Origin of the sequence: Bradyrhizobium sp., assembly GCF_016219575.1 — a bacterium.
In the GTDB taxonomy this organism is placed as follows: Bacteria; Pseudomonadota; Alphaproteobacteria; order Rhizobiales; family Xanthobacteraceae; genus Bradyrhizobium.
In genome coordinates this window covers 135,703-151,109 of sequence record NZ_JACRMG010000035.1, presented here as the reverse complement: position 1 = coordinate 151,109, position 15,407 = coordinate 135,703, and the positions used below count along the sequence as shown (strand labels likewise).

Below are 15,407 nucleotides of genomic sequence, written 5' to 3'. Positions count from 1 at the left end.
CTCTTCGCAAGATGGATGCGCGGGTCAAGCCCGCGCATGACAGGTGAGTTCAGTACACGCGCGCCTTCGGCGGGATGTACTGCACGTCGTTGGTCATGGTGTAGTTGTGCACCTGGCGGTAGTCGATCGTGGTCTTGCCGTCCTGGCCGATCCACGCCAGCGTATGCTTCATCCAGTTCTTGTCGTCGCGGTCCGGGAAATCTTCGCGCGCATGGGCGCCGCGGCTCTCGGTGCGGTTGGCAGCCGAATCCATCGTCACCACCGCCTGCACGATCAGATTGTCGAATTCCAGCGTCTCGATCAGGTCGGAATTCCACACCAGCGAACGGTCGGAGGTGCCGACGTCGCTGATCCCGGCATGCACCTTGTGAATGAGGTTATGGCCCTCATTCAGCACGTCACCGGTACGGAACACCGCGCAATTGTTCTGCATCACATGCTGCATGGAATCGCGCAGCTTGGCGGTCGGCGTGCCGCCGGAGGCGTTGCGGTAATGGTCGAGCCGGCCGAGCGCGAGATCGGACGAATCCTTCGGCAGCTCCGGTTGCTTGCCGTTTGGCGTCAGCTTTTCGGCAAGGCGCAGCGCCGCCGAGCGGCCGAACACGACGAGGTCGATCAGCGAGTTGGAGCCGAGGCGGTTGGCGCCGTGCACGGAGACGCAAGCCGCCTCGCCGATCGCCATCAGTCCGGGCACCACGGCATTTTCGTCGCCGTTCTTCTTGGTCAGAACCTCGCCATGGTAATTGGTGGGGATGCCGCCCATGTTGTAGTGGGCGGTCGGAACGATCGGGATCGGTTCGCGGGTAACGTCGACATTGGCGAAGATGCGCGACGATTCGGAAATGCCCGGCAGGCGTTCGTGCAGCACCTTGGGATCGAGATGGTCGAGGTGCAGGTAGATGTGGTCGCGCTTCTTGCCCACGCCGCGGCCTTCCCGGATTTCCATCGTCATCGCGCGCGAGACGACGTCGCGGGAGGCGAGATCCTTGGCGGACGGCGCATAGCGTTCCATGAAACGCTCGCCTTCCGAGTTGACCAGATATCCGCCTTCGCCGCGCGCACCTTCGGTGACCAGGCAGCCGGCGCCGTAGATGCCGGTCGGGTGGAACTGGACGAATTCCATGTCCTGCAGCGGAAGCCCGGCGCGCAACGCCATCGCGCTGCCGTCCCCGGTCTGGGTGTGGGCGCCGGTGCAGGAATAGTAGATGCGGCCATAGCCGCCGGTGGCGAGGATCGTGGTCTGCGCCCGGAAGCGATGGATGGTGCCGTCATCGAGCTTGAGTGCGATGACGCCACGGCAGGCGCCCTGGTCGTCCATGATCAGGTCGATGGCGAAGAACTCGATGTAGAACTCGGCTGAGTGGCGCAGCGCCTGGCCGTACATCGTATGCAGCATGGCATGGCCGGTGCGGTCGGCGGCGGCGCAGGTGCGCTGCGCCTGGCCCTTGCCGTAGTCTACCGTCATGCCGCCGAACGGCCGCTGATAGATCTTGCCGTCCTCGGTGCGCGAGAACGGCACGCCCCAGTGCTCGAGTTCGTAGACGGCCTCCGGCGCCTGGCGCACCATGTATTCGATGGCGTCCTGGTCGCCGAGCCAGTCCGACCCCTTGACGGTGTCGTACATGTGCCAGCGCCAGTCGTCGGGATGCATGTTGCCGAGCGAGGCCGAGATGCCGCCTTGTGCCGCCACCGTGTGCGAGCGGGTCGGGAAAACCTTGGTGATGCAGGCGGTGCGCAGGCCCGCTTCGCTGCAGCCGACCACCGCGCGCAGGCCCGCGCCGCCGGCGCCGACCACCACCACGTCGTAGGTGTGGTCCTCGATTGGATAGGCCTTGCCGTTGGTGGCCGGCCCATTGCCATTTGCGGCCTTGCCGTTGCCGTCGGCCATGGGGCTAAACTCCGGAAGAAAGTTTCAGGATGGCGTAGATCGAAGCCAGCGCCACCGCGATGCAGAAGAAATTGTTCGCCATGACCAGCGCGAGCTTGGTCTTCTCGCCATGGATGTAGTCCTCGATGACGATCTGCATCCCGATCTTCATGTGCCATGCGCTGGCAATTATGAAGAGCAGCAGGATGATCGCGATCGGCAGCTGGGCGAGGATTTGCTTGGCACCGGCCTGGTTGCGGCCGAGCAGCATCAGCACGATGACGATGACCGGCACGATCAGGAGCGCCATCGCCACCGCGGTGAGGCGCTGGCGCCAGAAATCCTTGGTGCCGGAATGCGAGGAGCCGAGCGAACGGACGCGGGCCAGCGGCGTGCGGAGAGAAGGACCGCTCATCGGCCGGCTCCGATGGCATAGGCGATGATCCAGACCAGCAGGGTCAGCGAGATGCCTGCGATCAGCGCGCCCCAGGTCAGCGCCTCGCGCTCGTTGGCCTTGAAGCCGTAACCGAGGTCCCAGAAGAAATAGCGGATGCCGCTGACGAGGTGATGCAGCAGCGCCCACGTGTAACCGAACACGATTAGCTTGCCGATCAGGCTGGAAGTGAAGGCCTGCACGTAGGAATAGGCGCCCGGGCCGGTGGCGACTGCGACCAGCCACCAGGCCAGCAGCAGCGTGCCGAAATACAGCGCAACCCCGGTGGCGCGATGGATGATGGAAAGCGCCATCGTCAGCGTCACGCGATAGGTCTGCAAATGCGGCGAGAGCGGTCGTTCGATCCTGGCGGTCATGGCGGCTTTGAAAGTTGGCGGGGACCGCTGGCGGCCCGACGCGAGCGCGTAGAGAAATTCTATTTACGGAGTCGAACAAGACAGCGCAATCAAGAAAACCATCAAATGCGAACTCCCGTTCATACCTACGTATGAGCCTTGCATTTGCGGGCGTTGACATCGATCAAGCGACGCTCGATGGCTGGTATACCTGAAGCACGATTCATGAACGTTTGCGATGGCAGCGTTCGCCCCCAAGGAAACCGCAGATGGCGATCGCAGGGCTCAGTCCCGTCGAGCTTGTCGAGCTGGCGTTGCTGCTGGTTTTCGTCGGCGCGGTGTCGGGCTTCCTGGCCGGGATTTTCGGCATCGGCGGCGGCGCGGTGCTGGTGCCCGTGTTCTATGAGTGCTTTCGGCTGGCCGGCGTGCCGCTGGAAGTGCGCATGCCGCTCTGCATCGGCACCTCGCTTGCCATCATCATTCCGACCTCGATCGCCTCGTTCCGCGCCCACTACCGGCGCGGTGCGGTCGACATGGCGATCTTGAAGCTGTGGTGGCTGCCCGTGGTGATCGGCGTCATCGCCGGCAGCATCACCGCGCGCGTAGCACCGGAGCGGCTGTTCAAGATCGTGTTCGTCTGCGTCGCCTGGTCGGCTGCCGTCCGGCTGTTCCTGGCGCGCGATAACTGGAAGTTCGGCGATGAGGTGCCGACAGGTCCGCTGATGCGCATCTACGGCTTCTTCATCGGCATCCTCTCGACCCTGATGGGCGTCGGCGGCGGGCTGTTCGCCAACCTGCTGATGACCTTCTACGGCCGGCCGATCCACCAGGCGGTCGCCACCTCCTCGGCGCTGGCGGTGCTGATCTCGATCCCCGGCGCGCTCGGCTATGTCTATGCCGGCTGGCCTGCGGCGGCGCGCTTCCCCGATGTCGCCGCGTTGCAGCTGCCGTTTTCGCTCGGCTATGTCTCGCTGATCGGCGCGCTGGTGGTGATGCCGACCACGCTTCTCACCGCGCCGCTCGGCGTGCGCGCCGCGCACGCGCTGTCGAAACGGAAACTGGAAACAGCGTTCGCCTGCTACCTCTTCCTCGTCGGCGGCCGCTTTGTGATAAGCTTGCTGAGCGGACAATGACGGATTCGTAGGATGGGTAGAGCGCAAGCGAAACCCATCGATCTTTTCGCGGCGACCATAATGGGTTTCGCAAGGGCTCAACCCATCCTACCGCGCTGCTACCCTTCATCGTCGGTGGGCGGTTCGTCGTGAGCCAGCTGAGCAGGCAGTAACTCCTAGGGCCGCAGCCGCACCTCGCTGTGGCGCCACATGCGCAGGTCGCCGGCGCCTTCGATGCGGCCCGCTTTCGCCAGCGCGACGATGCGGGCGCCCAGCATTTCGTAACTGATCGCCATGGCGCGCTCGTGGCAGTGGTGGAAGGCCTTTGTGATCACCGTCGCGGTCTTCTGCAATCTCGGGGTAAGGGCCGCAAGGATCGCCGTGTCGATGTCGGCCTCGGAAATCGAATCCGGCAGCGTCACATCCTTCCAGCGCAGAGTGCTGCTGATGTGCGGCGGCTCGTCCGGGGGCCTTAGTTCCGGGTGCTCCGCGTAGAGCGCCCGCAACAAGCCGAAGTGCAGCGCGTCATGTACTTCAAACAGGACTTCCGAAAAAGCCTTTCGCTCGTCCTTGTCGAGCCTGAACATCGCCTCGGTCACGCGATCCAGCGCGTCGGAGGCTTCGAGCAGATGCTTCTGGATTTCCGCGGCCCGGTTCCGGTCCATGCTGTCGCTCCCCAGGGCCGGGCAGGGTAACCCGTCGTTGGCCAGGACGATAGCGGGAAGGCGGGGGGCGCCCGCCCTTGAATGACGGGGCGAGGGGCTCGAGCGCCGGTTCAAAGGCCTTACACCGTCACTTCGAATAAATCTTCGCGTAACTGTCCCGCAGAATATTCTTCTGCACCTTGCCCATGGCATTGCGCGGCAGGTCGTCCACGATGAACACCCGCTTCGGCATCTTGAATTTCGCCAGCCGGCCGTCGAGCGCCTTCAGCACGGAGGCTTCCGTGACGGCGGCGCCCTTGTTGCAGACCACGACTGCGGTGACGCCCTCGCCGAAATCGGCATGCGGCACGCCGATCACGGCGGACTCGACCACGCCGGGCATGGCGTCGATCTCGCTTTCGATTTCCTTCGGGTACACGTTGAAGCCGCCGGAGATCACCAGATCCTTGCCGCGGCCGACGATGTGCACATAGCCCTTGCCGTCGATCTTGCCGAGGTCGCCGGTGATGAAGAAGCCGTCGTCGCGGAATTCGGACTTCGTCTTCTCCGGCATGCGCCAGTAACCCTTGAACACGTTCGGCCCCTTGACCTCGATCATGCCGATTTCCTCGCGCGCGACTTCCCTGCCGGTGTCGGGATCGGTGACGCGCACGGAGACGCCGGGCAGCGGAAAGCCGACGGCGCCGGGCACGCGGTCGCCGTCATAGGGGTTCGACGTGTTCATGTTGGTCTCGGTCATGCCGTAACGCTCGAGCACGGCATGGCCCGTACGCGCCGACCATTCGCGATGGGTGTCGGCCAGCAGCGGCGCCGAGCCGGAAACGAACAACCGCATGTGCTTTGTCGACTCCTTCGACAGGCCCGGGTGTTGAAGAAGCCGCGTGTAGAAGGTCGGCACGCCCATCAGCACGGTGGCGCGCGCCATCAGCTTCAGGATCAGCTCGGGATCGAACTTCGGCAGGAAGATCATCGAGGCGCGGGCGAACAGCGTGACGTTGCTCGCCACGAACAGGCCGTGGGTGTGGTAGATCGGCAGCGCGTGGATCAGGATGTCGTCCTTGCCAAAGCGCCAGTAACCGACCAGAGACAGCGAGTTCGATGCGAGATTGTCGTGAGAGAGCATCGCGCCCTTGGAACGGCCGGTCGTGCCCGAGGTGTAGAGGATCGCGGCGAGATCGTCATTTTCACGCGGTGCCGTCTTGAAGTCGGGGCTGGCCTTGCTTGCTGCTTCAGTCAGCGAGCCCTTGCCGTCGGCGCCGAGCGTCTCGACCTTGGCGCCCACCTTCGCCGCGATCTTGCCGATGCCTTCGGCCTTCGCAGGATCGCACACCACCAGCGACGGCTCGGCATCGCCGATGAAATATTCGAGCTCGTTCAGCGTATAGGCCGTGTTGAGCGGCAGGTAGACTGCGCCGGCGCGCACCGTCGCCAGATACAGCACCAGCGCCGGCACGGACTTCTCGGTCTGCGCCGCAACGCGGTCGCCGACCTTGACCCCGCGCGAAACCAGCACATTCGCCATTTGCCCTGCGCGGGCGATCAGGTCGGCGTAGCTGATGCGCGTGCCGTCGAGCTCCTCGATCGCAAGCCGCGCGGGATCGTCGAGGTGATCGAACAGGCGGGAAAACAGGTTGGCGTTGGCGGTCGTGTTCATGCAACATTCCCTGAGGGGCGCTGGCCGGCAAATTCCGGGCTGGATTAGCAAAAACGCCCTTCAAAAAGCAACGGAGACAGTTTGCATGACAAATAGCGGGAAACGCGTGGCCTGGGTGACCGGCGGAGGCTCGGGTATCGGCGAGTCCGGGGCGGAATTTCTGGCGGCAGACGGCTGGATCGTGGTGGTTTCGGGCCGCCGCAAGCAGGAGCTAGATCGCGTCGTGGCCAAGATTGTGGCCAAGGGCGGCCAGGCCGAGGCGATCGCCCTCGATGTCAGCAACAAGGACGAGGTCAACAAGGCGGCCGGGGCGATCGTCGCCAAACACGGCCGCATCGACCTCCTCGTCAACAGCGCCGGCGTCAACGTGCCGAAGCGGAGCTGGGAGGATTTCGACCTCGACGGCTGGAACAAGGTCGTCGATATCAACCTCAACGGCGTGCTCTATTGCATGCGCGCAGTGTTGCCCATCATGCGCAAGCAGAAGGACGGCAGCATCATCAATGTCGCGTCCTGGGCCGGCCGCCATGTCTCGAAGATGACGGGCCCTGCCTACACCACGACCAAGCATGCGGTGCTGGCGCTGACCCATTCCTTCAACATGGACGAGTGCGTCAACGGCTTGCGCGCCTGCTGCCTGTCGCCGGGCGAGGTGGCCACGCCCATCCTCAAGTCGCGCCCGGTGCCGCCGAGCGCGGCCGAGCAGGCCAAAATGCTGCAGCCCGAGGATTGCGGCCGCACCATCGCCTTCGTCGCCAGCCTGCCGCCGCGGGTCTGCATCAACGAGATCCTGATCAGCCCGACGCATAACCGCGGCTTCATCGCCACGCCGAAGAGCAATGATTGAGAAAGGACTCTTGTAGGGTGGGCAAAGCGAAGCGTGCCCACCTTCGAGAGCACGGACCGTGAGGGAGGGCACAGCGCGTTGCGCCTTTGCCCACCCTACAAGACCTTGCTTGGCCGGGACGACAGCGCCTCACGATCACGCCAACCGTTAGTTTCAAGAATCACGAAAAATTTTCATCCGAAACCCCGGCCAGAACCTCCCGTAATTCGGCCAACGACGACGCTGTCTCACCCCACCCTGACGACGCCGTTGTTCCATCGCCGGTGGATGACCCGCCGGCCAGCTCAATCATCGGGAGACTATCCAATGTCGAAGCGTATTGCCCTGCTGTCCGCCGCTGCGTTTGCGGCGCTCGCCCTCACTGCGACCGTTGCTGCGCCGGTTTCCGCGCAGGAGAAGACCGTGATGGTCGGCGGTGCGGCGATGTTCCCCTCCAAGAACATCGTCCAGAACGCCGTCAACTCGAAGGACCACACCACCCTGGTCGCCGCGGTGAAGGCCGCCGGCCTGGTCGAGACCCTCGAAAGCAAGGGCCCGTTCACGGTGTTCGCGCCGACCAACGCCGCCTTCGGCAAGCTGCCGGCCGGCACGGTCGACACGCTGGTGAAGCCCGAGAACAAGGCGACCCTCACCAAGATCCTCACCTACCATGTGGTGCCCGGCAAGCTGGCTGCTTCCGACCTCAAGGACGGCATGAAGCTGAAGACTGCCGAGGGTGAAGAGCTCACCGTCAAGCACCAGGGCGACAAGGTCTGGATCATCGACGCCAAGGGCGGCCAGTCGATGGTCACGATCTCGAACGTCAATCAGTCCAACGGCGTGATCCATGTGGTCGACACCGTGCTGATGCCGGCGTCCTGATAACCCCGCGTCCTGGCCAGCCCCAAAACAGGATGCGTGACGGGAGGCGAGCCGGGGCGACCCGGCTCGCTTTCTTGTGATTGCGATAGGCCCCGTGCATGAAACCAATAGGCACGGGGTTGTAACGGAACGGCGGTTTCCGGCGTATAAACCGGTGATCGGCCTCGGAACGATTTGAGCTGGGAACCCGAACCATGTCGAGCCTGACCGTCAGCAACGAGCAAGCTACCTCAGCCGCATCGGGCAAGGCCAAGGCCATTCAGCCGGCCTGGGTGCGGATCCTGCATTGGGTCAACGCCTTTGCCATGGTCCTGATGATCATGTCGGGCTGGCAGATCTACAACGCCTCGCCCCTGTTCGCCTTCACCTTCTCCAAGTCCATCACGCTCGGCGGCTGGCTCGGCGGCGCGCTGCTGTGGCACTTCGCCGCGATGTGGATCCTGATGGTGAACGGGCTGATCTATCTCGCGCTCGGTTTCGCCACGGGCCGCTTCCGCAAGAAGCTGCTGCCGATCACGCCGGAGGGCGTGATCTCCGACACCAGGGCCGCGCTGACCGGCAAGCTCTCGCACGACGATCTCACGAAGTACAATTCCGTGCAGAAGCTGCTGTATGCCGGCGTCATCGTCGTCGGCGTGCTGGTCGTGCTGTCGGGCCTGGCGATCTGGAAGCCGGTGCAGCTGCAATGGCTGACCGCCTTGTTCGGCGGTTACCCGATCGCCCGCTACGTCCATTTCTTCTGCATGGCGGCGATCGTCGCCTTCATGCTGGTGCACGTGGCCCTTGCGCTGATCGTGCCGAAGAGCCTGCGCGCCATGATCATCGGCCGCTGAACCCCCGGGAGGATTTTATGGCCCGCAAGCGCTCCCTCATCATCCCCGGCGTCGACAAGCAATTGCTGGTGCGCGACGCCGCCAAGGCGATGCCCGACCTCACCCGCCGCCGCTTCATCACGGGCGGAGCTAGCCTCGGCGCGCTGACGCTCTTGACCGGCTGCGACGTCGTCGACAGTTTTTCCGCCGAGGAAATGCTGAAGCAGGTGTCGAAGTTCAACGATGCCGTGCAGGCCGCCATGTTCAATCCGAACGCGCTGGCGCCGACCTTCCCGGAAAGCATGATTACGAAGCCGTTCCCGTTCAACGCCTATTACGACCTCGACGAGGCGCCGACCGTCGACGGCAAGACGTGGAAGCTGGAAGTCCGTGGTCTCGTCGAAAACAAGAAGTCCTGGACGCTGGACGAGCTATACGCGCTGCCGCAGATCAAGCAGGTCACCCGCCACATCTGCGTCGAAGGCTGGAGCGCGATCGGCAGCTGGACCGGCACGCCGCTGCGCGATTTCCTGAAACTGGTCGGCGCCGATACGCGCGCGAAATACGTCTGGTTCCAGTGCGCCGACAAGGACGGCTACAATTCGCCGCTCGACATGATGACGGCGCTGCATCCGCAGACCCAGATGACGTTCAAATTCGCCGACGAGATACTGCCGCGCGCCTACGGCTTCCCGATGAAGATCCGCGTGCCGACAAAACTCGGCTTCAAGAACCCGAAATACGTGATCTCGATGGAAGTCACCAACGACTACAAGGGCGGCTTCTGGGAAGACCAGGGCTACAATTCGTTCAGCGGCAGCTGACGTACAGAATTCGCGTAGGGTGGGCAAAGCGCAGCGTGCCCACCTTTGCGAGCTTGCTGGTTGAGGTGGGCACGGCGCAAGCGCCTTTGCCCACCCTACTAAATTTTCGTCAGTTTGCGCTGGAAGGCCGACAGAATCGCGCCGAGCGCAAGCAGCGCCGCCGACACATTGAGTGCCGATGAAAGGCTCCCGACCGCATCGGTGATGGCGCCGACCGCGATCGGGCCCAGCGTCTGGCCGATGCCGAACGCGATCGTCATCGCCGCGATGCCGGCGGGCCATTCGGCGGGCGGATAGTTGAGGCGCACGAACGCGGTGGTCGATCCCACCACCGCGAAGAAGGCGACGCCGAACACCAGCGCGGAAATGGCGAGCAGGATCGGGGAGTGGCCGAAGATCGGTATCGCAGCGCCGATCGCGTTGGTGCCGAGGATGATGGTGGTGGCGAGCCCGCCGCGGTGGAGCGCCAGCACCCGCCGCCATACCCAGGGCGTGACGAACGCGGACACGCCGATCAGGCCCCAGAACGTCGCCTGCGCCGATGCGCCTCCGCCGCCGTCGCGCACATAGGCGATCATGAAGGTCATGTAGGCGATGTAGCCCGCGCCGAACAGGAAATAGGCCGCCAGATAAATCAGCACGGGACGGACGGAGAATTTCACACGCACGGCCGAATCGAATTCGCCGTTGCCGCCGAGCGGCGCCAGCCACAGCGGCGCGAGCATGACGAGCGAGAGCGCCGTCAGTGCCCACCATACGATCCACCACGAGCCCGGCCCGAAGGCCTCGAGCGTATAGGGCGCAATCAATCCGGAAGCGAGGATGCCGATGCCGGGCCCTGCGTAGAACAGGCTGAGCAGGAAGTTGGCGCGCGCCGGCCGCGTTTGCGCGATCGTCGCCGCCAGGGCGCCGCCGCCGACAAAGCCGGCAGCCGCCGCAACGCCCGCCAGCAGCCGCGCAAAGCTCAGCGCAACGAAATTGCCCGTGAGGGCGCAGAGCGCCAGCGACGCCACGCAGGCGGCAGTGCCCCAGACCACGCTTCGCGCGAGGCCGAAGCGCTTGATCAGGGGTGAGGCGGTCAGGGCGCCGGCGAGATAGCCGACCGCGTTGACCGTGTTCATGAAGCCCGCCGCCGAATAGGACCACGACAGCGAGTCGCGCATGTCTGGCAGCACCAGCGCATAGGCAAAGCGGCCGATGCCGAGCCCTATGGTCGGCGCCAGCGACAGGATGAGGATCAACCGCGCGGGATGCGGGTAGGGATTGGGACGATCGGGGGCAGTCACAAGGCGCTCCGGCAGGCGGGTCACTGTGGCAGGCCGCGGCCCGGCTGCACAGGTTGGAGTCTGCAAGGGTGTCTTGCCCTCAGCGCAACAATGTCAGCCCGCCAGCACCAGCGCGACGCCGGCGACGGTGAGCGCCGTTCCGCCGACGATGCGCGGGGTGATTGCGATGTGCTTCAGCATGACCGTACTGAGCAGCACGGTGACCAGCGGATAGACCGCGACGATCGGCGCGACCAGCGTGATCGGGCCGTGGCGCACGGCGGCGAACATCGACAGCGTGGCGAGGCCATTGCTGATGCCGGTGATGCCGAACCACAGCCAGCCCGATGCCGGCGCATCGACAAGGAAGCTGCCCTTGCGCACCCGCTGCACCGCCAGCACCACCAGCGACGACATGAAATAGCCGATCAGGCAGGCCCAGAGCGGGCTCGGCCACACTTCAAGGCCGAGCTTGACGATCGGCGGCACCACGCCGCGCACCAGCGCGGCGGCGAGCGGCAACAGCAGTGTCCAGCTGCGCCAATGTCCGAGATCGCGCGGGCGGGTGACGCTGATGATGACCGCACCGATTACGGCAATGACGAGGCCGCCGAGCTGCGCGGCTCGCAGCGGCTCGTGCAGCAGCACCACCGCGAGCGCCACCGAGAACAGCGGCGCGAGATTGCCGAGCGTCGAGGTGATGACCGGCCCGAGCGCGCGGTTGGAGGCAAAGGCCAGCAGCGTCAGGCTCGCCGGGAAGAACAGCCCGATCGCCGCGAAGATCGGCAGGCCGCGCCAGACGACCGGTTCGCCCGCGAGAAGCAGGGGCGACAGCATCAGGAACAGCAGCGTGAAAGCCGGTACGCTGACGGCAGCGCCCGACAGCGGCTCCATGGTCCGCAGGCCGAGTTGGGAGGTCACCACGGCCGCGCCCAGAAAGGCCGCGGACGCAAAGGCAAACAGGATGGCTGCTGTCATGCGTTCCGTCTTGCGACGGGTATTGAAGCCGATTTTCCCGCCCATGGCGAGCGCCTTGCCAATCCCCGCGCGGCGTTCTAGCACTCCGCCCGCTCCCGCAAATTGGGGCAAAACGAGGACATGATATGGCGACCCACAAACTGCTGCTTCTCCCCGGCGACGGCATCGGCCCCGAAGTGATGGGCGAGGTGAAGCGCCTGATCGGCTGGCTCAACAAGGAAGGCATTGCTTCCTTCGAAACCGAGGAAGGGCTGGTCGGCGGTGCCGCCTACGACGCGAGCAAGCAGAGCATCACGGATGCCACCATGGACAAGGCCAAGGCTGCGGACGCCGTGATCTTCGGCGCGGTCGGCGGCCCGAAATGGGATGCGGTGCCCTACGAGGCGCGGCCCGAGGCCGGACTGCTGCGGCTGCGCAAGGATCTCGGCCTGTTCGCCAATTTGCGGCCCGCGGTGTGCTACCCGGCGCTGGCCGATGCTTCCAGCCTGAAGCGCGAAGCGGTTGAAGGGCTCGACATCATGATCGTGCGCGAGCTTACCGGCGGTGTCTATTTCGGCGAGCCGAAGACCATCACCGATCTCGGCAACGGCCAGAAGCGCGCCATCGACACCCAGGTCTACGACACCTACGAGATCGAGCGCATCGGCCGCGTCGCCTTCGACCTTGCGCGCAAGCGCCGCAACAAGGTCACCTCGATGGAAAAGCGCAACGTCATGAAGTCCGGCGTGCTGTGGAACGAGGTGATGACCCAGTTGCATGCGCGCGAATACAAGGACGTCACGCTGGAGCACCAGCTCGCCGATTCCGGCGGCATGATGCTGGTGAAATGGCCGAAGCAGTTCGACGTCATCGTCACCGACAATCTGTTCGGCGACATGCTCTCCGACATCGCAGCGATGCTGACGGGTTCGCTCGGCATGCTGCCCTCGGCCTCGCTCGGCGAGATCGACGCGAAGACGAAAAAGCGCCGCTCGCTGTTTGAGCCGGTGCATGGTTCGGCGCCCGATATCGCGGGCAAGGGTCTCGCCAACCCGATTGCGATGATCGCCTCGTTCGGCATGGCGCTGCGCTATTCCTTCGACATGGGCGCGCTGGCCGACAAGGTCGACCAGGCGATTTCGGCGGTGCTCGCCAGCGGCCTGCGCACGGCCGACATCAAGTCGGAAGGCACGACGGCGGCCAGCACTACGCAGATGGGCGAGGCGATCCTCAAAGAGCTGCAGAAGCTGCACTGACGACAAAAAAAGCCCGGCGCGAGCCGGGCTTTTTCGTGAGAGCCGGGAGAAAATCAGTACAGCGGGAAGCGCTGCGGATAGCCGCCCAAGTCGGACGGCGGATTGAGCGGCTGGCGATCGATCGGCCGCTGGCGATTCTCGCGCGCAAAGCTCGGGTAGCCGACCTCCGGCGGGAAGGCGTAGTCCTGGAACTTGCGGTCGCCCGGCAGCACCTCGGTGCCGGCGTCGAGCCAGGAGCGCGTCGTGATGTAGACGCGGGTGTTCGGACCCTGCTGGATGACGCGGTTCGGTCCGCCCGGGCCGTAATAGGCCCGGCCGTTCTTGTCGTATTTCATCTGGGTCTGCTGCGCGCTCGCCGGCAGCGCACCGAACGCGAGGACGGCGATTGCCGCAAACAGCACTGGAATTTTCGGGGTCATTCGCGTCCTCGTCCTTGCACCCTTGATTGCGCCCTTGGGAACTCGCAGGTGCCCGTGTCCAATTTGGGGCCATCCTAGCCCCCGACCAAGTGCCCCCACTAGGTCAATTGGGCCACACCCGGGACCATAATACGCCCGCGGCGTTAAAAGGTGCATGAAAACCAGCGGCTTGGCGGGAGGGCCGCGCTCACATCGCGCCGCGCAGCGCGGGCCGGTCGGAGCCCGATACCCAGTCCGTGCGGCAGTCGGAGCGCTTCAGCTCGGCGCGGGCGAACAATTCGGCGAGCCGGGCATCGTTGCCGGCGGCGATCAGGCTCAGCCGGTTGAGCATGCAGGCGATCGCCGCTCCCCGGGCAGGGACCGTTTCGCCCTGGCAGACGAAGCCGGAAAGGCGGAGGGCCGGCTGCTCGACGATCTTGAGGAAGCCGAGGCAGGCCCGGTCCGCGCTGCCGTCGCCGCTCGGCTTGACGAGCGTCACCGGCCCGAACTTGCTGTCGATGATCCCGACGGGGTCGGGTGCCGCCGGCGGCTCGAATTCGCCGCCCGGGCGGTAGATTTCGAGCTCGGCCACCGGGCCTCCGTTCCCCCCATTCCAGCGCAGCACGTCCCTGCGGCCGCCCTCGGGATGCCTCAGGATTTGATAAGCCTTTGTCTTGTATGACAAATCATATTGATTGCTGGCGAAGGCCGGAGCTGAGCGGGTGGCCACGGTCCAATCCGGCCGTGCGGAGGTCTCGGCAGGCTTGTCGGGGAGTTGGTCCCAGAGATAGACGCCGCCGATGAACAGCAGCGCCAGCGTGCAGAGATAGGCGATCAGCCGCGCCAGCGTGGCGCAGAATTCGTCCGCCATGCCCTTCAGCACGGGATGAATCCGGCCGGTATAATGAGGAGCGGCCGGAACGGCTTGAAACGGCTGCATCAAACGCCCGAAAAACACGTCTAACGTTGTGTTAAGGGCGTTTCTCGCATAGAAGCGCTGCCTCTTCCCTTATCAGCCGCAGCCTGAGGGAGGGCATTTTTCTTCGGAGAGTGAACGATGGGTTACAAGGTCGCAGTGGTCGGCGCTACCGGCAATGTCGGGCGCGAGATGCTCAACATCCTGGATGAGCGGAAATTCCCTGCCGACGAGGTCGTGGCTCTTGCCTCGCGCCGCAGCATGGGCGTCGAGGTCTCCTATGGCGACCGTACCCTCAAAGTCAAAGCCCTCGAGAATTACGACTTCTCCGACGTCGACATTTGCCTGATGTCGGCGGGCGGCGCGGTGTCGAAGGAATGGTCGCCCAGGATCGGCGCGGCCGGCGCGGTCGTGATCGACAATTCCTCGGCCTGGCGCATGGATCCGGACGTGCCGCTGATCGTGCCGGAAGTGAACGCGGATGCAGCGGCCGGCTATACGAAGAAGAACATCATCGCCAATCCGAACTGTTCGACCGCGCAGCTCGTGGTCGCGCTGAAGCCCTTGCATGACAAGGCGACCATCAAGCGCGTCGTCGTCTCGACCTATCAATCGGTGTCGGGCGCCGGCAAGGATGCGATGGACGAATTGTTCTCGCAGACCAAGGCCGTCTACACCAACGACGAACTGGTCAACAAGAAGTTCCCCAAGCGCATCGCCTTCAACGTCATCCCCCACATCGACGTCTTTATGGAGGACGGCTACACCAAGGAAGAGTGGAAGATGATGGCGGAGACCAAGAAGATTCTTGATCCCAAGATCAAGCTCACCGCCACCTGCGTGCGCGTGCCGGTGTTCGTCGGCCACTCCGAAGCCGTCAACATCGAATTCGAGAATCCGATCACGGCGGACGAGGCGCGCGACATCCTGCGCCGCGCGCCGGGCTGTCTCGTCATCGACAAGCACGAGCCGGGCGGCTACGTCACGCCCTATGAAGCCGCCGGCGAGGACGCCACCTATATCAGCCGCATCCGCGAGGACGCGACGGTGGAGAACGGGCTCGTGCTGTGGTGCGTCTCCGACAATCTGCGCAAGGGCGCGGCGCTGAACGCGATCCAGATCGCGGAGTGCCTGATCAACCGCAAGCTGATCAGCGCCAAGAAGAAGGCGGCGTAGCGCGGGAG

The 15,407-nt window shown here is 64.5% G+C and carries 16 protein-coding genes; 7 read left to right on the top strand and 9 right to left on the bottom strand.

The window, feature by feature from the left end:
• Nucleotides 1-49: 49 nt before the first annotated feature.
• Genes sdhA through sdhC form a run of 3 tightly spaced genes read right to left on the bottom strand, consistent with a single transcriptional unit; the run spans nt 50 to nt 2,677 of the window.
• Nucleotides 50-1,888 (bottom strand): succinate dehydrogenase flavoprotein subunit, encoded by a 1,839-nt coding sequence (gene sdhA, locus HZB49_RS26720; protein ID WP_291616874.1) that lies wholly within the window; start codon nt 1,886-1,888, stop codon nt 50-52.
• Nucleotides 1,889-1,892: 4 nt separating this feature from the next.
• Nucleotides 1,893-2,282, bottom strand: coding sequence for a succinate dehydrogenase, hydrophobic membrane anchor protein (sdhD, locus tag HZB49_RS26715; RefSeq protein WP_291616872.1), 390 nt, complete (start codon nt 2,280-2,282; stop codon nt 1,893-1,895).
• Nucleotides 2,279-2,677, bottom strand: a complete 399-nt coding sequence (sdhC, locus tag HZB49_RS26710; RefSeq protein WP_291616870.1) for a succinate dehydrogenase, cytochrome b556 subunit — start codon at nt 2,675-2,677, stop codon at nt 2,279-2,281. Before sdhC ends, sdhD begins: the two co-directional genes overlap by 4 nt.
• 248 nt (nt 2,678-2,925) lie before the next feature.
• On the opposite strand from sdhC, the gene HZB49_RS26705 reads away from it, so the two are divergent.
• Nucleotides 2,926-3,789: a sulfite exporter TauE/SafE family protein gene (locus HZB49_RS26705; RefSeq protein ID WP_291616868.1), complete on the top strand. Its 864-nt coding sequence runs from the start codon at nt 2,926-2,928 to the stop codon at nt 3,787-3,789.
• A 155-nt stretch (nt 3,790-3,944) separates the two neighbouring features.
• On the opposite strand, the gene HZB49_RS26700 is transcribed toward HZB49_RS26705, so the two are convergent.
• Nucleotides 3,945-4,433 (bottom strand): DUF3658 domain-containing protein, encoded by a 489-nt coding sequence (locus HZB49_RS26700; protein WP_291616867.1) that lies wholly within the window; start codon nt 4,431-4,433, stop codon nt 3,945-3,947.
• A 127-nt stretch (nt 4,434-4,560) separates the two neighbouring features.
• On the bottom strand, nt 4,561-6,087 hold the full coding sequence (locus HZB49_RS26695; RefSeq protein ID WP_291616865.1) for a malonyl-CoA synthase: 1,527 nt from the start codon (nt 6,085-6,087) through the stop codon (nt 4,561-4,563).
• Nucleotides 6,088-6,172: 85 nt separating this feature from the next.
• Between HZB49_RS26695 and HZB49_RS26690 the strand changes: the two genes are divergently transcribed.
• The 4 genes from HZB49_RS26690 (at nt 6,173) to HZB49_RS26675 (ending at nt 9,431) form a co-directional block, all read left to right on the top strand.
• Nucleotides 6,173-6,934 (top strand): SDR family oxidoreductase, encoded by a 762-nt coding sequence (locus HZB49_RS26690; RefSeq protein ID WP_291616863.1) that lies wholly within the window; start codon nt 6,173-6,175, stop codon nt 6,932-6,934.
• A gap of 306 nt (nt 6,935-7,240) precedes the next feature.
• Nucleotides 7,241-7,795, top strand: a complete 555-nt coding sequence (locus tag HZB49_RS26685) for a fasciclin domain-containing protein (RefSeq protein ID WP_291616861.1) — start codon at nt 7,241-7,243, stop codon at nt 7,793-7,795.
• A 194-nt stretch (nt 7,796-7,989) separates the two neighbouring features.
• Nucleotides 7,990-8,628, top strand: coding sequence for a cytochrome b/b6 domain-containing protein (locus HZB49_RS26680; RefSeq protein ID WP_291616859.1), 639 nt, complete (start codon nt 7,990-7,992; stop codon nt 8,626-8,628).
• A 17-nt stretch (nt 8,629-8,645) separates the two neighbouring features.
• Nucleotides 8,646-9,431 carry a molybdopterin-binding protein gene (locus tag HZB49_RS26675; RefSeq protein ID WP_291616857.1) on the top strand — a complete coding sequence of 262 codons (786 nt, stop codon included), beginning with the start codon at nt 8,646-8,648 and terminating at the stop codon, nt 9,429-9,431.
• A 98-nt stretch (nt 9,432-9,529) separates the two neighbouring features.
• On the opposite strand, the gene HZB49_RS26670 is transcribed toward HZB49_RS26675, so the two are convergent.
• Together HZB49_RS26670 and HZB49_RS26665 are read right to left on the bottom strand one after the other, a co-directional pair.
• Nucleotides 9,530-10,717, bottom strand: coding sequence for a YbfB/YjiJ family MFS transporter (locus tag HZB49_RS26670; RefSeq protein WP_291616855.1), 1,188 nt, complete (start codon nt 10,715-10,717; stop codon nt 9,530-9,532).
• 93 nt (nt 10,718-10,810) lie between these two features.
• Complete coding sequence (locus HZB49_RS26665) at nt 10,811-11,674, bottom strand: DMT family transporter (RefSeq protein WP_291616853.1); 864 nt, start codon at nt 11,672-11,674, stop codon at nt 10,811-10,813.
• Nucleotides 11,675-11,799: 125 nt separating this feature from the next.
• Here HZB49_RS26665 and leuB point away from each other — a divergent pair, with 125 nt between their 5' ends.
• On the top strand, nt 11,800-12,909 hold the full coding sequence (gene leuB / locus HZB49_RS26660) for a 3-isopropylmalate dehydrogenase (protein ID WP_291616851.1): 1,110 nt from the start codon (nt 11,800-11,802) through the stop codon (nt 12,907-12,909).
• A gap of 53 nt (nt 12,910-12,962) precedes the next feature.
• Here leuB and HZB49_RS26655 read toward each other — a convergent pair whose 3' ends face one another.
• Nucleotides 12,963-13,328 carry a hypothetical protein gene (locus HZB49_RS26655; protein WP_291616849.1) on the bottom strand — a complete coding sequence of 122 codons (366 nt, stop codon included), beginning with the start codon at nt 13,326-13,328 and terminating at the stop codon, nt 12,963-12,965.
• A gap of 187 nt (nt 13,329-13,515) precedes the next feature.
• Nucleotides 13,516-14,247, bottom strand: a complete 732-nt coding sequence (locus HZB49_RS26650; RefSeq protein ID WP_291616847.1) for a hypothetical protein — start codon at nt 14,245-14,247, stop codon at nt 13,516-13,518.
• 117 nt (nt 14,248-14,364) lie between these two features.
• On the opposite strand from HZB49_RS26650, the gene HZB49_RS26645 reads away from it, so the two are divergent.
• Nucleotides 14,365-15,399, top strand: a complete 1,035-nt coding sequence (locus tag HZB49_RS26645; protein ID WP_291616845.1) for an aspartate-semialdehyde dehydrogenase — start codon at nt 14,365-14,367, stop codon at nt 15,397-15,399.
• Nucleotides 15,400-15,407: the final 8 nt, after the last annotated feature.